This window comes from Caldalkalibacillus uzonensis (genome assembly GCF_030814135.1).
Taxonomy (GTDB): domain Bacteria; phylum Bacillota; class Bacilli; order Caldalkalibacillales; family Caldalkalibacillaceae; genus Caldalkalibacillus; species Caldalkalibacillus uzonensis.
In genome coordinates, this window is record NZ_JAUSUQ010000013.1 from 15,009 (window position 1) to 35,956 (window position 20,948).

At 47.3% G+C, this 20,948-nt stretch carries 24 protein-coding genes; 8 read left to right on the plus strand and 16 right to left on the minus strand.

What is annotated here, in order from left to right:
- Positions 1–104: 104 nt before the first annotated feature.
- Positions 105–482: an Asp23/Gls24 family envelope stress response protein gene (locus J2S00_RS15315; protein ID WP_307341723.1), complete on the minus strand. Its 378-nt coding sequence runs from the start codon at positions 480–482 to the stop codon at positions 105–107.
- 83 nt (positions 483–565) lie between these two features.
- Positions 566–1,351 carry an SDR family oxidoreductase gene (locus J2S00_RS15320; protein WP_307341725.1) on the minus strand — a complete coding sequence of 262 codons (786 nt, stop codon included), beginning with the start codon at positions 1,349–1,351 and terminating at the stop codon, positions 566–568.
- 137 nt (positions 1,352–1,488) lie between these two features.
- Here J2S00_RS15320 and ytvI point away from each other — a divergent pair, with 137 nt between their 5' ends.
- Positions 1,489–2,568: a sporulation integral membrane protein YtvI gene (gene ytvI, locus J2S00_RS15325; protein ID WP_307341728.1), complete on the plus strand. Its 1,080-nt coding sequence runs from the start codon at positions 1,489–1,491 to the stop codon at positions 2,566–2,568.
- Positions 2,569–2,679: 111 nt separating this feature from the next.
- Here the strand turns inward: ytvI and J2S00_RS15330 are convergent, their stop codons facing one another.
- Both J2S00_RS15330 and J2S00_RS15335 read right to left on the minus strand, forming a co-directional pair.
- On the minus strand, positions 2,680–3,420 hold the full coding sequence (locus tag J2S00_RS15330) for an ABC transporter permease (protein WP_307341732.1): 741 nt from the start codon (positions 3,418–3,420) through the stop codon (positions 2,680–2,682).
- A complete protein-coding gene (locus J2S00_RS15335; RefSeq protein WP_307341735.1) occupies positions 3,404–4,111 on the minus strand; it encodes an ATP-binding cassette domain-containing protein in 708 nt (235 codons plus the stop codon). The genes J2S00_RS15330 and J2S00_RS15335 overlap by 17 nt, the downstream gene beginning before the upstream one ends.
- 219 nt (positions 4,112–4,330) lie before the next feature.
- Between J2S00_RS15335 and J2S00_RS15340 the strand changes: the two genes are divergently transcribed.
- Entirely contained in the window at positions 4,331–4,459 is a 129-nt protein-coding gene (locus J2S00_RS15340) for a hypothetical protein (protein ID WP_307341738.1), read from the plus strand.
- Positions 4,460–4,555: 96 nt separating this feature from the next.
- On the opposite strand, the gene J2S00_RS15345 is transcribed toward J2S00_RS15340, so the two are convergent.
- The 3 genes from J2S00_RS15345 to ftsW form a co-directional block, all read right to left on the minus strand.
- Positions 4,556–4,801 (minus strand): hypothetical protein, encoded by a 246-nt coding sequence (locus J2S00_RS15345; protein ID WP_307341741.1) that lies wholly within the window; start codon positions 4,799–4,801, stop codon positions 4,556–4,558.
- Between the two features lie 140 nt (positions 4,802–4,941).
- On the minus strand, positions 4,942–8,403 hold the full coding sequence (gene pyc / locus J2S00_RS15350) for a pyruvate carboxylase (protein ID WP_307341744.1): 3,462 nt from the start codon (positions 8,401–8,403) through the stop codon (positions 4,942–4,944).
- Positions 8,384–9,553, minus strand: coding sequence for a putative lipid II flippase FtsW (gene ftsW, locus J2S00_RS15355; protein ID WP_307341747.1), 1,170 nt, complete (start codon positions 9,551–9,553; stop codon positions 8,384–8,386). The genes pyc and ftsW overlap by 20 nt, the downstream gene beginning before the upstream one ends.
- A 95-nt stretch (positions 9,554–9,648) precedes the next feature.
- On the opposite strand from ftsW, the gene J2S00_RS15360 reads away from it, so the two are divergent.
- The gene (locus J2S00_RS15360; RefSeq protein ID WP_370875886.1) at positions 9,649–10,269 is read left to right on the plus strand and encodes a DUF309 domain-containing protein; all 621 of its coding nucleotides are present in this window, start codon (positions 9,649–9,651) and stop codon (positions 10,267–10,269) included.
- A gap of 78 nt (positions 10,270–10,347) precedes the next feature.
- Here J2S00_RS15360 and acsA read toward each other — a convergent pair whose 3' ends face one another.
- Positions 10,348–12,087: an acetate--CoA ligase gene (acsA, locus tag J2S00_RS15365; protein ID WP_307341750.1), complete on the minus strand. Its 1,740-nt coding sequence runs from the start codon at positions 12,085–12,087 to the stop codon at positions 10,348–10,350.
- A 335-nt stretch (positions 12,088–12,422) separates the two neighbouring features.
- On the opposite strand from acsA, the gene J2S00_RS15370 reads away from it, so the two are divergent.
- Positions 12,423–12,824, plus strand: coding sequence for a hypothetical protein (locus J2S00_RS15370; RefSeq protein ID WP_307341753.1), 402 nt, complete (start codon positions 12,423–12,425; stop codon positions 12,822–12,824).
- Between the two features lie 100 nt (positions 12,825–12,924).
- Positions 12,925–13,122, plus strand: coding sequence for a hypothetical protein (locus tag J2S00_RS15375; protein ID WP_307341755.1), 198 nt, complete (start codon positions 12,925–12,927; stop codon positions 13,120–13,122).
- Positions 13,123–13,157: 35 nt separating this feature from the next.
- On the opposite strand, the gene J2S00_RS15380 is transcribed toward J2S00_RS15375, so the two are convergent.
- The 3 genes from J2S00_RS15380 to glsA all read right to left on the minus strand — a co-directional run bounded on the left by J2S00_RS15380 (position 13,158) and on the right by glsA (position 15,829).
- Positions 13,158–14,351 carry an ornithine--oxo-acid transaminase gene (locus tag J2S00_RS15380; RefSeq protein ID WP_307341758.1) on the minus strand — a complete coding sequence of 398 codons (1,194 nt, stop codon included), beginning with the start codon at positions 14,349–14,351 and terminating at the stop codon, positions 13,158–13,160.
- A gap of 146 nt (positions 14,352–14,497) precedes the next feature.
- Positions 14,498–14,782 (minus strand): Fpa/YlaN family protein, encoded by a 285-nt coding sequence (locus J2S00_RS15385; protein WP_370875889.1) that lies wholly within the window; start codon positions 14,780–14,782, stop codon positions 14,498–14,500.
- A gap of 90 nt (positions 14,783–14,872) precedes the next feature.
- The gene (gene glsA, locus J2S00_RS15390; protein ID WP_307341761.1) at positions 14,873–15,829 is read right to left on the minus strand and encodes a glutaminase A; all 957 of its coding nucleotides are present in this window, start codon (positions 15,827–15,829) and stop codon (positions 14,873–14,875) included.
- 161 nt (positions 15,830–15,990) lie between these two features.
- Between glsA and J2S00_RS15395 the strand changes: the two genes are divergently transcribed.
- A complete protein-coding gene (locus J2S00_RS15395; protein WP_307341764.1) occupies positions 15,991–16,392 on the plus strand; it encodes a molybdopterin-binding protein in 402 nt (133 codons plus the stop codon).
- Here the strand turns inward: J2S00_RS15395 and J2S00_RS15400 are convergent.
- Positions 16,344–17,180 (minus strand): GNAT family N-acetyltransferase, encoded by an 837-nt coding sequence (locus J2S00_RS15400; RefSeq protein ID WP_307341766.1) that lies wholly within the window; start codon positions 17,178–17,180, stop codon positions 16,344–16,346. The two genes, J2S00_RS15395 and J2S00_RS15400, sit on opposite strands and share 49 nt — an antisense overlap.
- Positions 17,181–17,326: 146 nt before the next feature.
- On the opposite strand from J2S00_RS15400, the gene J2S00_RS15405 reads away from it, so the two are divergent.
- Positions 17,327–17,497 (plus strand): DUF2759 family protein, encoded by a 171-nt coding sequence (locus tag J2S00_RS15405; protein ID WP_307341769.1) that lies wholly within the window; start codon positions 17,327–17,329, stop codon positions 17,495–17,497.
- Positions 17,498–17,579: 82 nt separating this feature from the next.
- On the opposite strand, the gene J2S00_RS15410 is transcribed toward J2S00_RS15405, so the two are convergent.
- Positions 17,580–17,960: a 6-pyruvoyl trahydropterin synthase family protein gene (locus J2S00_RS15410; RefSeq protein ID WP_307341772.1), complete on the minus strand. Its 381-nt coding sequence runs from the start codon at positions 17,958–17,960 to the stop codon at positions 17,580–17,582.
- 156 nt (positions 17,961–18,116) lie between these two features.
- Between J2S00_RS15410 and J2S00_RS15415 the strand changes: the two genes are divergently transcribed.
- Positions 18,117–18,401 carry a hypothetical protein gene (locus J2S00_RS15415; RefSeq protein WP_307341774.1) on the plus strand — a complete coding sequence of 95 codons (285 nt, stop codon included), beginning with the start codon at positions 18,117–18,119 and terminating at the stop codon, positions 18,399–18,401.
- A 123-nt stretch (positions 18,402–18,524) separates the two neighbouring features.
- Here the strand turns inward: J2S00_RS15415 and J2S00_RS15420 are convergent, their stop codons facing one another.
- The 3 genes from J2S00_RS15420 to J2S00_RS15430 all read right to left on the minus strand — a co-directional run bounded on the left by J2S00_RS15420 (position 18,525) and on the right by J2S00_RS15430 (position 20,938).
- The gene (locus J2S00_RS15420; protein ID WP_307341778.1) at positions 18,525–18,725 is read right to left on the minus strand and encodes a cold-shock protein; all 201 of its coding nucleotides are present in this window, start codon (positions 18,723–18,725) and stop codon (positions 18,525–18,527) included.
- Positions 18,726–18,968: 243 nt separating this feature from the next.
- Complete coding sequence (locus J2S00_RS15425; protein WP_307341781.1) at positions 18,969–19,880, minus strand: EamA family transporter; 912 nt, start codon at positions 19,878–19,880, stop codon at positions 18,969–18,971.
- Positions 19,880–20,938 carry an ABC transporter ATP-binding protein gene (locus tag J2S00_RS15430; RefSeq protein WP_307342006.1) on the minus strand — a complete coding sequence of 353 codons (1,059 nt, stop codon included), beginning with the start codon at positions 20,936–20,938 and terminating at the stop codon, positions 19,880–19,882. Before J2S00_RS15430 ends, J2S00_RS15425 begins: the two co-directional genes overlap by 1 nt.
- Positions 20,939–20,948: the final 10 nt, after the last annotated feature.

Here is a 20,948-nt window from a genome sequence, read left to right on the forward strand (position 1 = left end):
ATGACCTCCTGACAAGGAAGGTCATTTTTTGTCATGAACCAGGTTAATATTTTAATCCAAGTTTTTGAAAGTTAGACAGGCTCCTTATTGTTTGAGCATGTGCGTCAGCTTTCCTGGTTCTCTTGCTGTTCAGACGGCTTGGCGAAATCGACGCCTTCCACACGGACATTCACTTCGTTAACGTACAAACCGGTCATATTTTCTACCGCTTCTTTCACGTTACGCTGTACATTGCGGCACACATCATCAATTTTTTGGCCGTACTGGACGATCACTCTCAAATGGATGGCCGCTTCGTTATTGTTGATGTTTACTTGCACGCCTTTGTGGACCTGTTTACCACTCACCCGTCTGGCAAAGCCTTCCACAATGCCGCCAGACATGCTCGTGATCCCTTCTGTATCCAGTGTAGCTATACTGGCTATGACTGCCACAACATCATCCGCAATACGCACAACACCTTTGTCTTTTGTTTCTTCCATCTGCTTCACCCCTTTAGATACTCTATCATCAGTTTATGACCAATAAAACTTTTTTAACAGGCCAGCGAGTCATTTTTTATCATCTACAGGGCTTTAACCATTCCGCCGTCTACCATGTATGTGGAACCGGTTAAATAGGTGTTGGCCGGTGAGAGCAAGTAGGCAACCAGCTGTCCGAATTCATGGGGTTCACCATACCGCTTTAAGGGGATGTCCTGTAAGGATTCTTGCTGTACTTGTTCCAGTGTTTTACCTTCCCGTTCAGCTTTGGCTTGATCCAAGGCCTGGAGACGGTCGGTGGCAATGCGTCCCGGGCAGACCGTGTTAACCAGGATACCTTTTTCGGCCAATTCGATGGATAAGGTTTTCATCAATCCCTGTACCCCAGCCCGCATGGTGTTGGACAAAATCAGCCCAGGGATAGGAACTTTAACAGAAGAGGAGGCAATCGTAATGATCCGCCCACCACTCGTTTCCATCAAGGGCACACTGGCACGGACCAAGCGTACTACACTTAACAGGTTGGTTTCAAAGGCACGCTGCCAGTCATCGTCAGCAAAGGATAAAAACGAGCCGGCCGGAGGTCCTCCAGCATTACACACCAAGCCAAACAATTCAGTGGTTGCTTTCCTTACCTCTTGAAAAAGACGCTCCACATCTTCGGGCTGTGACACATCAGCCGGAATCGTGATCACCTTCTGCCCTGTTTGTTGTTCAATGTCACGGGCCGCATCAGCCAAGGCCTGCTCACTACGGCTGGAGATAATGACTCGTGCCCCTTCCTTGGCTAAAGCCAGGGCACTTGCTTTACCCAACCCTTTACTGGCGGCTGTCACCAACACTGCTTTGCCATTATAACCTAAATCCATCATGTTCCCTCCTTTTTATTTTTACCCTCTATCTTATTCGCCAAACCTGCCCAAAATCCTTGTTAAGGAACGAAATATTGCCCGAGAAGGACTAGAACTGTCCGGCATTAAGTACTATAATGAGGAGGAATGGACTTGTGTCCGCAGAAAGGAGAGCAGCATTGAAAGAGATCATTACACCCAAACGTATCATCATTGCATGTGTGCTCTTGATCAGTGGGTTTATTTTATATCGATACTTATCTGTGTTTATGCCCTTGATTCTGGCTTTTGTCACAGCGTTATTGCTGGAGCCGCTGGTGAAACTGGCCCAAAGGACGCTGTACTTAAAGCACCGGCTTGCAGCAGTCACCCTCGTGTTTATTTTGTTTGTCTGCTTTATTGGTTTAATGTTTTATCTGGGGATTACCAAGCTGGTCAACGAGGCCATGAAGTTTATCGACCGTTTGCCCTATTACATTATTGAGGTTACTTTCTTTGTGGAGAATGCCATTGAGCAATTTAACGAAACGATTGCTACCCTCCCCCAACCGCTGGTTGAAGAAATTGAGAGACAAAGTTTTGTGATTATCAGCAAGGCCAATCAGATCTCAGCCCAAGCCATTTCTGCCGCAGCAGGGTGGGTGCAAGCGATTCCCAATCTGATTGTTGTTATTTTGATCTACTTGATTGCCCTGTTTCTGATCAGCAAGGAGCTCCCCAGGTACATTGAGGCATTTTACACCATGTTCAAAGAGGAAAATGCCGAAAAAGTCCGGTATATGTTTCAACGCTTGTCCCGCGTGTTTACGGGCTTTTTTAAAGCTCAGTTTTTGGTGAGCATTATTATCTTTATTGTTTCATATGTCGGTTTGCTGTTAATCTCGCCCCGCAATGCTTTGTTGATGGCAGTGATCATTTGGATTATCGACTTTATCCCTATTATCGGCTCGATTGTCATTCTGGCACCGTGGGGCCTGTTTAATCTAATTACAGGAGATACTCATACAGGCATACAATTATTAATTTTGGCCATGGTTCTGTTAACGATCCGCCGCACAGTAGAACCCAAAGTGATGGGAGATCAAATCGGATTGCCTCCCTTGCCCACGTTGATCGGTATATACTTAGGGTTTTACTTTTTGGGCGTGATTGGCCTGATTGCCGGGCCATTACTGATTATCGCCTTTCTCTCTGCCAAGGAAGCAGGAATTATCCGTTTCAATTTCAAAATATGACCCAAAACAAAAGCCAGCTCTTCTCTAGCAGCTGCTTGATGACAGCACTGGAGGCAAGCTGGTTTTTTTCTCTGGGAGAACAATTCCTCCACCCTGCATACTATGATCTGGCTATTTCCGACTGGCCGGGAACGACACATATTTAAATCCACTCTTAGCCAGCCAGTATAAAATAAAACTACACACTAACAAAACGGGAGCTTCCATCCATTTCCATTCAGCACGATAGTCCCGTAAGTCTGCCGCCGAATAGCCCCACCAAGACAAGCCTATCACCACCAACACAGGCAAGGTTAACAGTTTAAAACTGATCAGCAGTCTGGCCCACCGCCGGTGCGTCAGCACAGCGATCAAAAAGGCAGTGCTATAAGTAAAGAGATACAAAGTATACAACCCCGGTGCCGAAAGCCATATTGCTGCACCCATCATCTGCCCCGCACCCAATATTACGAGCAGCACCAAGAAAGACAGATAAATTCCCGTTAAGCTCAAAACACCAAACCACCATTTGCTGCTCACCACTTGCCGCCTGGATATGGGCAAGGTCAACAGGAAATCCAGTGTGCGCTCCTTTTTTTCCTTAGTGACCAGCCTCTGTCCAAAGATAAAAATGGCCACTAAGTGAAAGGGGATGAGGACAGCCAGCCCCCCGTCAGTCAATATATGGAACTGTTCCTGCCAAAACGGCCAAGTGAGCCATGCCTGCCACCGGTGAGGATCATGAACTTGGGATAAATGAGTCACTAATGGATAAAAAACTGGAGATAAAAGAAAAAATAAGAACAAACTCAATACAGAAAATTTATGGTTAAGCCATTCCTTGCGTAACAACAATCTAGACCCATGCTTCATTTCTAAACCCTCTCTTCAGCTCACAGGGCAAGAGCTGCCCTCCCTCCAGACGAAACCCATAATCAGCAATCTCTTGCAGCTCCTGCTCAGAATGGGTTGTAAAGACCACAGTCGTTCCGTGATTAATCACATCTTGGGACAACAGCTTTAACATGTCCATTTTCTCTGCAGGGCTGAACCTTTTCGTTGGTCCATCCAAAACAATCAGTTTGGAGCGGGCGGACAAGGCGATGATCACAGACAGCCAGACTTTTTGTTCATGGGGAAGCTGCTTGATTTTCTTGCCCAGGGAGATATCCAGCCCCTGGATTAAGGAATAGCATCGTTTTTCGTCCCAATGGCGATACAAACGGTGCATCCACTGCAATAATTCCTTCACTTTGAGCCGGGAATAAAAGGTGCTGTCGTTTAAGATAAAGCTGGCCAACTGCCGGTAAGCAGGGTTGTCTGGTGTGATGTTTTGGTCAAAGATACAAACCTTCCCTTTAGTAGGGCGAATGAGGCCGGCCAAGAGCCGCACCAGTGTGGTTTTGCCAGCACCTGCAGTACCCACAATACCGCAAACACAACCCTGGGGGACCTCGAGATCAATCTGACGCAAAACATACCGCCCTGAGCGATACTTCTTCGCTACACCATTCAATACGATACAAGGCTGATTGTTCACTGTCAGTTTTTCTCCCTCCCGCATCAGTTGAAAAGACAGCCATCAATATTATACGCTTCTTCAAGGATAGAGAAAAGATAAAAATAGCACGCCGAATATAATTTCTTTTCCGTCTTTCTTGCTCCTGTGCATGTTCTCAATATTAGAGCGGCATTGGCGTTGTGGATAGATGCATGGAGTAAAGAGTAAGTAATTGGGTAACCTAAACGAGGAGACATCAACACAGATAAAGGGGTGAAATAGGTGGAAAAACAAAATCACAAACCAGACCCGACTGATTCACTGGAACAAAAACAAAAAAAAGAACAACCATCTGCCAATGTGAACCTGTCAGACAAAAAATTATCCGGTCCCAACCGTCCTTCCACCTAAGGCATCACCCTCTCCTGTCAATAACGTGAGACGGCTGCCATCTCATGGCAGCCGTCTGTGGTATGCTTCGTTATTCGTGGTTAGAGATGCAGCCAATTAAGAGTTGCTTTCTTCGCTGTCTTCCTCTTCTTCTAATTCAGCATCAGTTTCTTCTGCATCTTCTTCGGTTTCGGCTTCAGCATCAGTGTCTTCTGCTTCATCTGTTGTATCTTCTACGTTGCCGTTGGTGTCTTCAACACCGGGTTGCTCGGCAGGCTCATCTGTGTCTTGAGCAGTACAGCCGACTAAAGCGGCTCCCAGTGCTAAAGCCAGAACCAAAGTAAGCAGTAAGGATTTTTTCATTGTCAGATACCCCCTACTCAATTTTTTGTTTAATGTGGTTCCGCTTATAACATTCGGAGTCACGCTTTGTTTGAGGGGGGGTCTCCAAAAAATGAGACTTTTTTCCTACATTTAACTTTATACAAGTTTTTACCCAGTGACTAATCCATGACAATCAGCAAATCGCCAGCTGAAATGCTTTCCCCTTCACGGATGACAATCCGCCCGATTTTGCCATCCCTGGGCGCTTGAATGGTGGTCTCCATTTTCATCGCTTCAGTGACCATGATATGCTCGCCTTTTTTCACTGCTTCTCCCTCTTTCACCAAGACTTTGACCACGGTACCTGGCATGGTGGCGGCAATATGATTGGGATTGGCGGGGTCAGCCTTTTCTTTGGTCACTACTTGTTTTTCTGCCGACTGATCGATCACCCGGATTTCACGGGGCTGACCGTTTAATTCAAAATAAATGGTCCGGGTGCCGTCTGCTTGCACCTCACCCACAGAGACCAGAGATACAATCAAGGTTTTGCCCTGTTCGATCTCCACAGCCACCTCTTCTCCCAGGCGCATCCCATAGAAGAAGGTGGGCGTATCCAGGACAGAGACATCCCCATACTGCTGGCGATGCCGCTCAAACTCCTCAAAGACCTGCGGGTACAGGACATAAGAGAGAATCTCTTCCCTGCTGAAAGAGCGCTCAAATTTTTCCTCCAGTTCCCGGCCCAGCTGATTAAAATCAATGGGATCAAGCAGTTCACCGGGACGGCAGGTAATAGGCTCTTTCCCCTTTAGGATCACTTGCTGCAAACGCTTGGGAAAGCCTTGATACGGCTGGCCTAAATATCCTTTAAAGAAGTGAACAACCGAGTCGGGAAAGTCAATCGATTCTCCCCGTTCGAGCACGTCCTCCTCGGTTAGGTTGTTCTGCACCATAAACAGGGCCATGTCACCCACCACTTTGGATGAAGGGGTCACCTTGACAATATCTCCAAAAAGCATGTTGACCCTGCTGTACATCTCTTTCACTTCTTCCCAGCGGTCGGCCAATCCGACAGCTTTGGCCTGCTGCTGCAGGTTGGTATATTGGCCGCCGGGCATTTCATGCTGGTATACTTCCGTGCTGGTGGACAAAAGACCAGTGTCAAATCCCTGATAGTAACGGCGCACATCTTCCCAGTAGCGGCTCAACTTCTCCAAGTTGGCCAGGTCCAGAGCCGTGTCCCGCTCTTGGCCACTTAAAGCCGCGACCACAGCGTTCATACTGGGCTGGGACGTCAGGCCGGACATGGAACTGATGGCCACATCAACAATATCCACCCCTGCTTCCACCGCTTTAAGATACATGGCTACTCCATTGCCGCTGGTATCATGGGTATGCAGGTGGATGGGGATGCCAACAGCCTCTTTCAAGGCGGAAATCAAATCATAGGCAGCATACGGTTTCAACAGACCGGCCATGTCTTTAATGCCCAGAATATGGGCACCCGCTTTTTCCAGCTCCTTAGCCAGGTTGACATAATAGTGCAGGTCATATTTACTCCGGGAGGGATCATGGATATCCCCTGTGTAACAAATGCTGGCTTCGGCTATTTTTCCGTTTTCCCTGACTGCTTCAATGGCCAGGGTCATGCCCTCCAGCCAGTTCAGGCTGTCAAAAATGCGGAACACATCAATACCGTTCTCAGCCGACGCTTTGACAAATTCCTTAATCACGTTATCGGGATAATTGGTGTAGCCCACTGCATTGGCACCGCGCAACAGCATCTGGAACAACACATTGGGCACTTTTTCTCGCAGCTGTCTCAGTCTCTCCCAGGGATCCTCTTTCAGAAAGCGCATGCTGACGTCAAATGTGGCTCCGCCCCACATCTCCAGGGAGAACAGATTAGGGGCCAGTTTGCCGGTGGCTTCAGCTACCCGGAGCATGTCATAGGTACGGAAACGGGTGGCATACAAAGACTGGTGGGCATCCCTGAACGTGGTATCGGTCAAGAGCAGCCGCTGTTGATCTTTAATCCACTGCACCAGTCCCTCAGGCCCCTGTTGATCCAGAATCTGCTTCGTCCCTTGTGGATAAGGTTCTTTGTAAGACGTGACTGGAATCCGGGGGTTAGGAAAGTTCGGCTTCTTCTCCACTTTTTCAAAACCAGGAAAGCCGTTGACAATGGTTTCCCCGATAAATTGCAGCAATTTCGTCCCCCTGTCCCGCCGTTCCGGAAAGACAAACAGCTCAGGTGTGCTATCAACAAAAGAGGTGTCATACTCCCCCCGCAGAAACGCGTCATGCTGGACCACATTTTCCAGGAAAGGAATATTGGTTTTCACCCCGCGGATGCGGAATTCTTTCAAGTTTCGTAACATCTTGCTGGCAGCTTGTTCGTAAGTGACAGCCCAGGTTGAAATTTTGACCAATAATGAGTCATAATGGGGCGAGATCACGGCACCTGGAAAGCCGTTGCCTGCATCGAGGCGTGTGCCAAAACCGCCAGCTGTCCGGTAAGCTAACAATTTTCCGGTATCAGGCATAAAGTTATTGGCCGGATCCTCCGTTGTGACGCGGCATTGGATGGCATAGCCCCGGTAGGTAATCTGCTCTTGCTCTGGAATGTTAAGCGGTTCCTCATGCAAGGAATGACCGGCCGCAATTAAAATTTGGGATTGGACAATGTCCACACCGGTAATCAATTCTGTAATGGTATGCTCAACTTGAACCCGCGGATTCACCTCTATAAAGTAAAATTGACCATCTTGGCCTACCAGGAATTCCACTGTTCCCGCGTTAACATAGTTCACCTTTTTCATCAGGCGTACAGCAGCATCACAAATTTCCTGCCGCAGCTGTTGATCCAAGGCCACGCTGGGGGCCACTTCCACCAGCTTTTGGTAGCGGCGTTGAACGGAACAGTCCCGCTCAAAAAGATGAACAACATGACCGTGCTGGTCACCTAAGATTTGAACTTCAATGTGTTTGGGTTGCTGAATGTATTTTTCTAAATAAACATCCGCATTGCCAAACGATGCTCGTGCTTCGGAGCGTGCCCGCCCGAAAGCCTCTTCAGCTTCTTCCCGACTGTTGACAATGCGCATGCCGCGGCCGCCTCCGCCAGATGCGGCTTTAATAATAAAGGGATAACCGTGTTCTTTGGCAAACAGCAAAACCTCTTGCAAAGCAGAGACCGGCTCTTCTGTACCAGGGATCACCGGCAATCCGGCTTCAATGGCTTGTTTTCTGGCCTGGACCTTATCCCCAAACATTTGAATATGCTGCGGCTTAGGACCAATAAATACAATGCCCTCTTCTTCGCAGCGCCGGGCAAAGGTGGCATTTTCAGACAAGAACCCGTAACCAGGGTGAATGGCATCCACATCATGGCGCTTGGCAATCTCAATGATTCCTTCGATATCTAAATAAGCTTCAATGGGCCCTTTGCCCTTGCCCACTAGGTAGGCCTCATCCGCTTTAAAGCGGTGCAAACTTGTCCGGTCTTCCTCCGAGTAAATAGCCACGGTACGGATATCCAGCTCCGTGCAGGCCCTGAATATACGGATGGCAATTTCCCCGCGGTTGGCCACCAGTATCTTGTTAAAAGGCCTCTCGTTAAGTAGCGTTTTGTGCATGGTCATTCTCCTTTCTTGTGCTCTGTGATGCATGGCGCGATATATTAAGTAAAATCCCTATTGAAATCAGGGTGAGCAACAGGGATGAACCACCATAGCTTAACAAGGGCAGGGTTAATCCGGTCACAGGCAAGGAGCCTGAGACAACCCCAATGTTAACTAGAGACTGAATACCAATCATTGCTGAGATACCAAGACCCAGCAACATGCCGAACGCATCGGGAGCATGTAAAGAGATAAGAATGCCTCTTAATACTAGGATCAGATAGGCGGCAAGCACCCCAATGACGCCCAGCAGTCCAAATTCTTCCGCAATGACGGCAAAGATGAAATCGGTATGGGCCTCCGGAAGATAAAATTGCTTTTGAATACTGTTATTAAAGCCCATACCTGTTAACCCGCCATTGCCAATGGCATACAGGGACTGAATCGTATGATAGCCTGTCCCCGTAGGATCTGCCCAAGGGTCTAAAAAGGCAGTCAGCCGTTTCCAGCGATAGTCCTGGGTCACGGCAAAAACTGAAATCATTGAAAAAGCCATGATGCCAAGGCCAAGCATATGCATGATCCTGGCCCCGGCGCAAAACAAAATGACAAAGGTAAACAGCATCAAGATAGAAGCCGTGCCCAAGTCCCGTTGCAAGAGGGTCAAACAAAAAAACAGACCCACAATGACGAGAGGAGGCAGAACCCCCCGCTTGAAGTGGGAAATATACCCCTGTTTTTTGGAATAAATAGAGGCCAGGTAAATGATTAAACCCAGCTTGACAAATTCGGACGGCTGCAGGGTTATCACTCTTAAATTAAGCCAGCGTTGGGCCCCCTTCTCCTTCAGGCCAAATCCGGGCACCAGCACCAGCACCATCATAATGAGTAAGACAAGCAACATAATCGGTACCAGTTTCTTGTACAAAGAATAAGGAATGTTCATGGTTATGTATAACATAAACAAGCCCAAAAAAGCCCAAACTAATTGTCTTTTTAGAAAATAGGCACTGTCCCCATGATCCATCATGAAAGCCATATGGTGGCTAGCGCTGTAGATCATCACCAAACCGAAGCCTAACAAGATCAGGGTCACAATCAGGATGGTGAAATCTGGCTGATCCAGCTCAGGCTGTTGTTCAAGGTCTATCCGGGTTTCGCTCATGTTGTTCACAACGCTCCCTTATTTACAACCTCTCATGTAAAGCTACCCTGCTCTTTTTTCCTGTGTTAGGCTTATTTTATCATAAACAGACCAGGATGGGACAAGACAATCTTATTCTATGTATTCGCTGGGCTGTGTCCGGTATTGGGGTTGGTGCGTTGTACACGATAGAGTATGGTATAATAGGTGTACGGAAAAGAGACAGCGGGGGATTTTTGATGTATCCAAAAGCGTATGTGGATTATCTTATCCATTTCCATGCCAGCCGGGACTATTTTGAATGTCATGAGGTTTTGGAAGAATATTGGAAAAGCCAACCTGACCGCGAACCAGTGTGGGTCGGGCTGATTCAGGTGGCCGTCGCTCTATATCATCACCGCCGGGGCAATTTCAATGGCGCAGCCAAAATGCTGGCCAGTGCCCGGCAAATTTTGGACAGGGAACAAGGTGCTGTGCAAAAATTGGGCTTAGATCCGTCCGCACTTATAAAGCAATTAACTGAGCAGTTAAATGATATACAAGATCTGAAACCTTATACAAGCTTTAACTTGCCTATTACAGATCCCCAGCTGCTGCAACACTGCCGGCAGGTGTGCCAGGAGAACAATCTCACCTGGGGAACGAGAAGTGATCCGGACAATGCTTTTCTTATTCATAAACATAAGCTGCGTGACCGCAGTGATGTGATCAGGGAACGGGAGTGGCAGAAAGAGTAAAAAAACAGCAGCGAAACACCATGTAAGAGGAAAAAAAGGGTGCCAAGCCGGCACCCCTCTAGTTATTTTTTAGTCTTCTTAATCTTCCATTGTGGACAGGTCGCCAGTTGGCAAGCCCAGCTCCCAAGCTTTTAGCACCCGGCGCATAATCTTGCCGCTCCGCGTTTTAGGCAACTTATCTTTAAATTCGATTTCACGGGGAGCCGCATGGGCAGCCAAGCCGGTTTTGACGAACTGGCGAATCTCTTCTTTCAGCTCCTCAGAAGGCTCATATCCGGCTCTGAGTGAGATAAAGGCCTTAATAATTTCACCGCGAACAGGATCCGGTTTGCCAATCACCCCGGCTTCTGCTACGGCAGGGTGTTCAACAAGCTTGCTTTCCACCTCAAACGGACCTACCCGTTCACCAGCCGTCATAATCACATCATCCACACGTCCCTGGAACCAGAAATAACCATCTTCATCCTTGTATGCAGAATCTCCAGAGATGTACCACCCTTTAAGACGGAAGTACTCATTATATTTCTCTTCATTCTTCCAAATCTTTCTCATCATGGATGGCCAGCCCACTTTGATGGCCAGATTGCCCATCTGGTAGGGGGGCAGCGGATTACCTTCATCATCAATAATATCAGCTTCAATACCGGGGAATGGTTTACCCATTGACCCGGGTCTCATCTCCATGCAGGGATAGTTACAAATCAGCATGCCACCTGTTTCCGTCATCCACCAGGTGTCATGGATGCGCAACTTGTATACCTGCAATCCCCAACGGATCACCTCCGGATTAAGCGGCTCACCCACACTTAAAATATGACGCAGGGAGGATAGATCATAACGTTCTGCCACTGCTTCTCCGGCACCCATCAGCATGCGGAAAGCGGTTGGTGCACTGTACCATACCGTCACTTTATATTTTTCAATGGTGTAGTACCAATCTTCCGGACTAAATCGGCCGCCGCGGATGACATTGGTGGCTCCGTTGAGCCAAGGAGCAAAGATACCGTATGATGTTCCGGTGACCCAGCCGGGATCTGCTGTACACCAGTACACATCGTCTTCTTTTAAATCAAGCACCCATTTTCCAGTCTGGTAATGTTGCAACATGGCATAGTGAACATGCAGAACACCCTTGGGCTTTCCAGTGGAACCCGATGTGTAATGTAAAATAAGCGGATCTTCTTTATCCACCCAAACGATGTCAAATGCTGTGGATGCATCTGCCATCTCCTTATGGTAGTCATGAAGTTGTACAGTCGGATGCTCTTTGTTTAATTGTTCCAGGTCAAGATTGTCCCCAACCAACAGAATATGCTTTAGTGCAGGCAAATCTTTGCTGGGTACGCGGGGCAGCAGTTCTGGTGTGGTCACTACAGCAACGGCTTCAGAGTTTTCCAGACGGTCTCTGACCGCACCTTCCATGAATGCTTCAAATAAAGGACCTACAATGGCTCCCAGCTTAATAGCCCCTAGCAAGCTGAAATACAACTCCGGTGAGCGGGGCATGAAAATAAACACCCGGTCGCCTTTCTTGATGCCCAGTTTGTGCAAAATGTTGGCCGCCTGATTTGATTTCGCTTTCATCTCCTGGAACGTGTATTGTTCATCCCGCTGGGCATCACTGTAATAAAGGGCCACCTTATCTTTACGTTCCCCTTCAGCATGCCGGTCAATCGCTTCATAAGCCATATTCACTTTGCCTGTTTCATACCAGGAAAACACCTTTTCTACGTCAGACCAGGAAAAAGTGCGTCTGGCTTCCTCATAATCCTGAAGGTTAAACCCTGTTCCCTGTACTTCAATCGTTTCTGTTTTCATTGCCAACACTCCTCCCCTTGCCATTCTTTTAAGAATAAAGAATATTAATGAACATCCTGCTATATTTAGGATAGACTATAACGAATGTTTTTTCAAATCCCAACATTGGTCTTATTGTAAAATGTAAACGCTTCCTTTGGCTACTTATCATTTTATCGATTTTTTTCCCAATTTTTAATGTTTGTGGTCTGAAACGTGATAATGAAAGTCCCAAATGTTCTCTGGAAAGACCTAACGGTCAGCGCTATTCTAAACGAACTCCATGCCTTCGTTTCCCTATTGCTGCACTATTTGCTATAATGATAGAGAAAAGGGCTAACCAAGGAGGATGAGGGATGAAGATCTATCACTGTTCAGGTTTTGAATGTGAGAAAGCGTTGCCAACCACAATGGAAGATCAATTTAATGAATCGGAAGTCGTCTACGATCATCTTGGTGAAAAACGAACATTAACGGTCACTTATGTGCGTTATTTTGATACATATGTACAAGAAAACAACATCTATGATGCTGGACAGACAGGCGTCCCCTTTTACCATCTGGTGGCACTGTTGGTGTTAATGAAGCATCATGGATTTGTTGATGCCCGTCGCCTGTACTATAACGACACCAAAAAATTCCTCAAAGCATTTAACCAGGAAGATATTGAGCAGGCCCTCTCCATCTACCGGTCCCTTCAGCAGCCCGAACAACCGGCTGCGGCAAAGGAGAACCGCTCAGAGCAAACCATGTCTTGAATCAAGGCATGGTTCTTTACGTTTACCGGCAGGAATAAAAAGGGTACATGTATCCTAACAGGTTATAGCATACTAGGTAGTGACGCAGGAGGTGTACAAGATGTCCAGACGCAATAGAGATGTGGATCATGAAGGACGTGACCGCTACTTCGTTGATATTGACCGGATGATTAGCGAAGGTTTAGGCGGCGGAGAAGTGACCATGCAAAACGGATTAATTGAAGAAGCACGGGAATTAAGTGAAGAAGCCAACCAAAATCCCCCGCAAACCGCCCCTGATAAGGACAAAGAGAGGTAGCCACAAGGCCTGCCTCTCTTTTTTGCCAAAGGTAATCAGGGTTGCAACACGTCTTTAAGCCGTTCAAATGCCCAATCCACTTCTTCCTTTGTGATAATGAGCGGTGGCGCAAGGCGAATGGTATGTTCATGTGTTTCCTTACACAGCAGACCTTTTTCCTTTAAGGCCTCACAATAGGGACGGGCTGGCTCGGTCAGTTCAATGCCAATGAATAATCCCTTGCCGCGGATCTCTTTGATCTTGGGGTTCTTCAGCTCGTGCAATTTGGACATCAAGTACTGTCCCAGTCTCAACGAACGCTCGACCAACTTCTCTTCTGCAATGACTTCCAAAGCGGCAATGGCGCAGGCGCAGCCAAGGGGGTTCCCCCCAAATGTGGAGCCGTGTGAACCTGGCTCAAATACTCCCAGTACATCCTGATTTGCAGCAACGGCTGAAATCGGGAACACGCCTCCCCCCAAGGCTTTGCCCATAATATAGATGTCCGGTTTGACCTCTTCCCAGTCGCAAGCAAACATTTTCCCAGTCCGCCCGAAACCGGTTTGAATTTCGTCGGCCACAAACAAGACCCCATGCTCATCACAGATGCGGCGCACCTCCCGCAAATACCCGTCCGGCGGAATAATAATGCCCGCTTCACCTTGAATAGGCTCCACCAGGAAAGCAGCTGTATAAGGTGTAATCGCTTGCTTTAGCGCTTCAACATCTCCGTAAGGGATGATTTTAAATCCCGGTGTAAAAGGCCCAAATCCGCGGCGATACTCCGCTTCGGATGAAAAGGACGTCACTGTGATGGTCCGCCCGTGGAAATTTCCCTCACAAACAATAATTTCTGCCTGGTTCTCCGGAACCTGCTTCACTTGGTAAGCCCAGCGACGGACCGCTTTAATCGCCGTTTCCACCGCTTCAGCTCCAGTATTCATGGGCAATACCATATTTTTTCCTGTTACAGCAACAATTTTCTCGTAAAATTCACCCAAACGGTCATTGTGAAAGGCCCGGGAAGTCAAGGTGACCCGATCCGCCTGCTCTTTGAGTGCCCGAATAATTTTGGGATGACGGTGACCCTGGTTTAAAGCAGAATAGGCACTCAACATATCCATGTATCGATTACCCTCTGGATCCTGCACCCATACACCTGCTGCTTTAGAGATGACAATAGGTAGAGGCAAATAGTTGTTTGCACCGTACCGTTCTGTCTGCTCAATAATCTGTTTCGTGCCGCTCATCTCATTATCCATCCTTTCCGCTGAAGTCAAAAGCACTCCTCTTTCATATTATAAACTGAAAAAAAAGCTACCCGACACAGGTAGCCCTGTAAATTTATATACTTTTGGCTGTACAGCAAATCCAAAGACGAAAAAGGTCCCATCTATCATGAACCCTGGCCATTTTGCTGTTCATACGCTTCATGTAACTGGGCGAGGCGCTGCTCAAGTTCGGAGAGGATCTGTTTTCCGGCTTCTTCGGAAATAAGCCCTAGGCGGATCGCAAAATCAATTTCACGGGACAGCCCGAACATTTGGGTATCCAACACTTCTTCATACAGGGGACACTGGGGCATGGTTAAGTGATCCATCTGAACCGAGATCAGCTTTAATATTTTTTCGGCATCTTGTTTAAGTAAAGCCAGGGCCTTTTCCTTGCTTTGTGTAGCCATATCTGTCGACAATGTCATTCCCTCCGTTCCCATGTCCTACTCCTAACCTTAATAATACGCTTTAACCATAAAAATTTCAAGGAAGGAGGGTCAAAATATAGAAAGCCCCCAGGTGGCTGACAAAGATTCCAACAGACGGACACCGGCCACACTGTTGCCTTTATCATCCAAAGCCGGACTGTATATGCCAATTCCCATGCAATGGGGAACCGCTCCCATAATGCCCCCTGAAACGCCGCTTTTGGCGGGAATCCCCACCCGTATGGCAAATTCTCCCGATGCATTGTACATGCCGCAGGTAACCATAAATGTTTTACATATCTTAGCAATTTGTTCCGGCATGATCGCTTCTCCTGTTTCTGGGTCGCGTCCCCTATTGGCAAAAACCGCTCCAATGCGGGCCACATCCTGGCAATTCACTTCAATGGCACACTGTTTGAAATAAATATCAAGCACCTCTTCCACATCACCTTCAAGCACATCATACTGCTTCATGAAGTAAGCCAGCGCCCTGTTAAGGTCGGCTGTTTCTTGTTCCGAGCGGTAAACAGCTTCATTAAAGCCGATTGCGGTATTACCGGCCAAACGCCGTACAAAGCTTAAAATACGTTCCACCTTTTCTTCCACTGTTCCAGGCAGAAGGGAAGTGACCGCAATCGCCCCGGCATTGATCATTGGGTTGAGGGGCTTGTTAGGCCGCATGATTTCCAATTTCATGATCGAATTAAACGGATCACCGGTCGGCTCCATGCCCACTTTCTCAAACACACACGCTTCACCACACTCCATCAGGGCCATGGCCAGGGTAATCACTTTAGACATACTTTGCAGGGTGAATCTTTCGTCCACATCCCCTGCCTGCACCTGCTCTCCAGTCAACAAACACAGACTGGCGGCCATGTGTTTAGGATTGGCCTTGCTTAAGGCAGGAATGTAGTTAGCTACTTCACCTGTTTGGCCATCCGGGCGGTGCTTCTCAACCAGCTCTTTAAGCTCATGCTCTAGCTCAGATACTGAAGTGGTTTCCATCCATTTACACCGTTGCATGCTTGTCCCTCACTTGTCAAGCTGTTTCTTCTATCATGCATAGCATCACCTTCCCGCCAACAAGTATACTCCCTGTTAAAAGCAGACTCTAAATATGGATTCGTGGCTCAGTTGCCATTATAATGAGAAGGGAGCAAACGATCATAAAGGAGGCAACCATCATGTCAGCCGTCATTCCCATTAAAGGAGCCACCCAATTTACCATCAATCTGGATCCCAGCGTATGGATTTTTGATGAACGGAAAATTGACCTGAATACTTATATCCAAACCGGGGAAGCAAAGCAGGTTCCCGAACGTGAAACGCACGGCTCCTATGCCGTTCCCTTTGAACCTTTTTTGAATCACGCTGAACCTTTGCCTGGGGCAAAAGAAGTGGTTTGCCATTTGCAAGACAACCGGACGGTCAACTTGCCACTGGCTGAAGCTAAACAGTGCTACCTTGCCTTTGCTTTAGGCGGGAAACCATTGACAGAGGACGGCCCCCTCCATCTGTACTTTGGGCCGGGACGCCATCAGGAGCCTCCATTAAAAAACATAGTCTGCTTTGAGGTAAAAGAATAACTGTGCCAATCACCAAGGGGTTGAAAAGCGGCCCGTTGATAAAACGGGCTTAATGTGGAATCATGATAATAAAAGCAGACCTGTTTCCCTTTCCTGAGCACCATTTGGACCAATCGCTGACCCAAGAGGCTGGCAATGCCCTGTGAGCGGGCTCGCGGGGTCACATACAATCCTCCTAGCAAAACATAGCGGGGACTTTCTTTCAGACACATCACTGTCCCCACCAGCTGCTTTTGTTCAGCGACAATCACTCTGCCCTGCATAATGGCCTGCCACAGAAGTTGGCCATCCACCTGCTGCTCTACTTCTGAACCTGAGTAGAGAGACATCAGGCTGACATAATCGGCAGTGACAGCCAGACGCAGTCGAATGTCCTCAGGCACAGGGAGAGGTTGGTTAATTAAAGCGGGTGTCAGCTCACTTTGAACCACAAACAGGCTTTTGTCCAGACACCTGGTGTCATAGTGAGCCAGTTGCTTTTTCAGCCAAGCCAGCTGTTGTTGCTGACCATGTATGATAAAATGGGGAACATAACGCCTGAGAAACATGCCTAACCCTGAGCGCTGCGGTAATGAAGGGTAACAAACCTGGAGCAGTTGGTCGTGAAGGTAAATAATGCCTTTGGTGCGGCCGTTGTGCACCTCTCTAAACCACCGGTGATCAGGATGGTTCAACCCATATTGGAGCAGGGCATCAAAGGCGATAATGGACCAAGGCTCCTGATGAGATAAAAGCGTGTATACCGCATGGTAATGGCGGTTATCTAAGGGGACGATGGCGGAACTCACCCTGGCTTTCCTCCCGCACAATTACTGTTTTGTATACTCATATGCCCGACACTCGACAAACGTCACGCTTATGATAAAATAGAAAAGTGAAGTTAAGTATTGTAACGTACACGTATAGTTTGGATAAAAGGAGGACATGAAAAACTATGCTGTTTATTGTCATCACTTCACTTATCACGATTCTATGTCTGTTTGGGTTGATACATACGGTCAAGGATAAAAATCCTGTCGGTGTGCCCCTTTCCCTCGTTTCCGTACTCGTTTTCGGCTGGTTCAGTATCATGGAGACACTCAAATGGCTGGGTTTTATTGATTAAACCAACCCCTGCAACTCTTAAGGGTAATTGGTTGATACAGATGTGAAAAGGCTTATCTCACCTTACACGGCGAGATAAGCCTTTATTCTTCGTAGCGGGCATAAGCCTCATGTGTTTCCTGCACTTCAACCCATTTGAGACGCGGTTGATTTTTCTTCTGCCGGCACAAGGTCTTGATGTGCTGGTAAAACACTTCAGCCACCTTCTCCGTAGACGGATTGGCTCCTCCCTGGCCCGGATTAAATTCTGGAAAGTCATTCAGCAGGTGATGATCATATTTTTTCTCCAAGGCATGTTTTACTTCTCTAAAGTCAATCAGCATGCCATTTTCATCTAACTCCCTGCCCTCTACACAAAAGGTGACTTTATAGTTATGACCATGAATCCTCTCACATTTGCCAGCCCCTTTGACTGCGTGGGCACAGGCCATCCAAAAGTGCTTCACCAGTGTATATTTTCCCATCATCACTCACTCCAATAGTTAGCTTCCTTCCTGTATGCCCATTATACCAATTTCCGAGCCTGTGTTGAATAGACCCCCTCCTTTAGGCCACACTAAACACAGGCAAACAGCCGGCCCAGCTGGGGCAACTCATCCGGGGAAGGAGGCCAGCGAGAGATGTGGATCTGCCCCGTTTGCAACGGATTGGAATCATTAACCTATACCTGTCCCCAGTGCGCCAATCCGGTGGATGACCTGGGGAAACTGTCCGACTATGATGAGCCATATAGTCCTTACCGCGAAATAAATGACATGAAATTAAGCAATGGCTACCCTGATCTTGTCCAACACCAGTGTATCCATTTGTTACACTGTCCCAACTGCAAACAAGAGATGCAGGTGGCTTTAGATGAACGCTACGTGCCTGATTCCCCTGATCAGCTCTCCGAATATGCCCCATAGAAAAAAGCCTTTGGTCTTTTGAACCAAAGGCTTGTGTTGCTTTACTCAACTAACATGCTTACCGAATCTATGGACAAAACGTTACTTTCTAGTGAATAAAGCACGTCTTATATATTATTTTTATTAAAGTTTGACCACATTAGCAGCTTGCGGTCCACGGTCACCCTGAACGATTTCAAATTCTACACGCTGGCCGCCTTCCAAGGTTTTAAACCCTTCCTCTTGAATGGCGCTGTAGTGTACAAATACGTCATTGCCACCTTCAACCTCGATGAAACCGTACCCCTTTTCAGAGTTAAACCATTTTACTACACCTTGTTGCATGCTAAAAATACCTCCTAATTTCCGGCTACTGCCTTAAAATAGTGCTGTCCGGAAGGATGGATGTGTTCAGATAAAAAAACCGTACCTTCAAGAGGGACCTTAAACTTGGAAGTCCTCCCTGACAGGTACGACTTACAAATTTACAATCCATCTTTCACCGAACATATGGAATTGGACAAATATCGAGGAATGAACCGGTATCCTCAATATTTGATTCCATCTTAGCATTCCCCAATTTATTTGTCAAATACTTGAGAGGCGTTTTTTCTTTCTTTGAATAGCCTGCAAGTTTTTTAACTCACCCAAGACAATGGCCGCAAGAATCATGACGACCCCCACCCATTGCACTGGAGATACTGCCTCAGATAAGACGATCCAGGCCATGAAAACCGCAACAGGCAACTCCACCGAACCGATGATGGCAGCCAATCCGCTGCCAATGTATGGCACACCGATTGTAAAGCAAATGGTGGGCAAAATGGCTCCAAAAAAGGCCATGATCAGTGCAATATACCATAATCCTTCCCACAGCACGCCTGATGTAAAAAAAGTGGGAGGAAAGATAAGAAAGATAGCCAGACTAGAGCCGGTAATCATCAGCGGGCTGCGCAGCCAGGGACTGATATTGGTGGCTACTTTACCACTGACGTAAATAAAAGCAGCATAAGTGAAGGCCGAACACAAGCCCATTGACAAACCAAACCAGGTGAAAACGGATAAATCACCGCTGATCACATTGGCGGCCAACATGGTGCCAAGCAACACCAGCACCAGGCTGTAATAGGTTTCCTTTGTTGGTTTCCTGCGGTCAAACAGCCATTCATATAGAACGCCGATCCATGTAAATTGGAATAATAGAATAATGGCAATAGAGGCGGGCAATGTCTGCATTGAAGTATAGTAAAATACGCCTGTTAAGCCTGTAAAGGTGCCCACTCCCATTAAAAGCATCATATTTTTCCAGGACAGCCCTCGCCAGGAACGAACTTTAAATAAAGCGATAATCCACAGGATAACAGCACCGGCAAACATCTGACTTCCAGTAATTTCACCAACGTGAAATCCTTTTTCATACCCAATTTTTACAAATGTGGCCAGTACCCCGTAGCCCGCCGCCCCGATAAAAACGATCAAACTGGCAGTTAAGCGTGACATTATTGCTCAACCAGGGCTACCAGCTCAGGAGCAATGTCGAAGGACACCATCTGGCCACTTTCAATTTCCTGTTCAATCGGTGCATACAGAATCATTGATTCGTAACCACCTTCGCCTGTTCTAACCTTGACCTGTAGCTCCTGATATTCTCCGCTATAGATCACGTTCTCCACTTCACCACAGTAGCGCCCTTCATCCACCAAACGGCAACCTTCAGGACGGATCGACAGGATGACTTGATCCAACAACGCTTTCGTTTTTTCGGGTAAACAGACCCTACCAATATGGGTATAAACATGCTTTAAATCATCGGCCAGTGTGCCGGTAATGATGTTGGTTTTCCCCAGAAATTGAGCCACAAAACAATTCTTCGGACAGCGGTACATTTCACGGGGAGCAGCGACCTGCTGAACAACACCTTCATTCATAACCACAACACGGTCAGAAACAGCAAATGCATCTTTTTGGTCATGGGTGACAATAATCGCTGTCGTGTTGGTCTTGCGTAATATGTTAGTGACTTCATAGCGCATTTTTTCCCGCAAGCCGGCATCCAGATTGCTAAATGGCTCATCCATCAAGATCACATTCGGCCGGGGAGCCAAAGCCCTGGCCAATGCCACACGCTGCTGTTGCCCTCCGGAGAGTTGATGGGGATAGCGATCGGCGAATTGACTAAGGCCGACCAATTCCAAAACTTCCTTAGTTCTTTCTTTCTTCTCTTTTGTTTTCCATTTTCCGAGACCGAACATAACGTTTTTCTCTATAGTCAGGTGGGGAAAGAGAGCATAATCCTGAAATACCATGCCGATTCCGCGTTTCTCTGGTGGCAGGGAAAAATGATCGTCATGAACCACTTGCCCTCCAATCGCAATTCGTCCGGAAGAGGGCTGCTCAAATCCGGCAATCATACGTAAAGTGGTTGTTTTTCCGCAACCACTGGGTCCTAAAAGCGTAATGATTTCCCCTTGCTCGGTCTCCAAATCAAAGCGGTCAACGGCTGGTTTCAAAGCATCTCTAAAATGTTTGGTCAATTGTTTGATTTCAATAAAAGCCATACCCATCACT

What these genes read in the sequence shown, in the direction of transcription:
- pyc (WP_307341744.1), bottom strand. Translation starts at nt 8,403, where the DNA reads ATGCACAAAACGCTACTTAACGAGAGGCCTTTTAACAAGATACTGGTG.
- J2S00_RS15405 (WP_307341769.1), top strand. Translation starts at nt 17,327, where the DNA reads ATGCTGTTTATTGTCATCACTTCACTTATCACGATTCTATGTCTGTTT.
- J2S00_RS15360 (WP_370875886.1), top strand. Translation starts at nt 9,649, where the DNA reads ATGGGACAAGACAATCTTATTCTATGTATTCGCTGGGCTGTGTCCGGT.
- J2S00_RS15345 (WP_307341741.1), bottom strand. Translation starts at nt 4,801, where the DNA reads ATGAAAAAATCCTTACTGCTTACTTTGGTTCTGGCTTTAGCACTGGGA.
- J2S00_RS15385 (WP_370875889.1), bottom strand. Translation starts at nt 14,782, where the DNA reads ATGGCTACACAAAGCAAGGAAAAGGCCCTGGCTTTACTTAAACAAGAT.
- J2S00_RS15320 (WP_307341725.1), bottom strand. Translation starts at nt 1,351, where the DNA reads ATGGATTTAGGTTATAATGGCAAAGCAGTGTTGGTGACAGCCGCCAGT.
- J2S00_RS15370 (WP_307341753.1), top strand. Translation starts at nt 12,423, where the DNA reads ATGAAGATCTATCACTGTTCAGGTTTTGAATGTGAGAAAGCGTTGCCA.
- J2S00_RS15425 (WP_307341781.1), bottom strand. Translation starts at nt 19,880, where the DNA reads ATGTCACGCTTAACTGCCAGTTTGATCGTTTTTATCGGGGCGGCGGGC.
- J2S00_RS15330 (WP_307341732.1), bottom strand. Translation starts at nt 3,420, where the DNA reads ATGAAGCATGGGTCTAGATTGTTGTTACGCAAGGAATGGCTTAACCAT.
- J2S00_RS15335 (WP_307341735.1), bottom strand. Translation starts at nt 4,111, where the DNA reads ATGCGGGAGGGAGAAAAACTGACAGTGAACAATCAGCCTTGTATCGTA.
- J2S00_RS15430 (WP_307342006.1), bottom strand. Translation starts at nt 20,938, where the DNA reads ATGGCTTTTATTGAAATCAAACAATTGACCAAACATTTTAGAGATGCT.
- J2S00_RS15395 (WP_307341764.1), top strand. Translation starts at nt 15,991, where the DNA reads ATGTCAGCCGTCATTCCCATTAAAGGAGCCACCCAATTTACCATCAAT.
- ftsW (WP_307341747.1), bottom strand. Translation starts at nt 9,553, where the DNA reads ATGAGCGAAACCCGGATAGACCTTGAACAACAGCCTGAGCTGGATCAG.
- J2S00_RS15420 (WP_307341778.1), bottom strand. Translation starts at nt 18,725, where the DNA reads ATGCAACAAGGTGTAGTAAAATGGTTTAACTCTGAAAAGGGGTACGGT.
- acsA (WP_307341750.1), bottom strand. Translation starts at nt 12,087, where the DNA reads ATGAAAACAGAAACGATTGAAGTACAGGGAACAGGGTTTAACCTTCAG.
- J2S00_RS15415 (WP_307341774.1), top strand. Translation starts at nt 18,117, where the DNA reads ATGTGGATCTGCCCCGTTTGCAACGGATTGGAATCATTAACCTATACC.
- J2S00_RS15375 (WP_307341755.1), top strand. Translation starts at nt 12,925, where the DNA reads ATGTCCAGACGCAATAGAGATGTGGATCATGAAGGACGTGACCGCTAC.
- J2S00_RS15410 (WP_307341772.1), bottom strand. Translation starts at nt 17,960, where the DNA reads ATGGGAAAATATACACTGGTGAAGCACTTTTGGATGGCCTGTGCCCAC.
- J2S00_RS15380 (WP_307341758.1), bottom strand. Translation starts at nt 14,351, where the DNA reads ATGAGCGGCACGAAACAGATTATTGAGCAGACAGAACGGTACGGTGCA.
- J2S00_RS15315 (WP_307341723.1), bottom strand. Translation starts at nt 482, where the DNA reads ATGGAAGAAACAAAAGACAAAGGTGTTGTGCGTATTGCGGATGATGTT.
- glsA (WP_307341761.1), bottom strand. Translation starts at nt 15,829, where the DNA reads ATGCAACGGTGTAAATGGATGGAAACCACTTCAGTATCTGAGCTAGAG.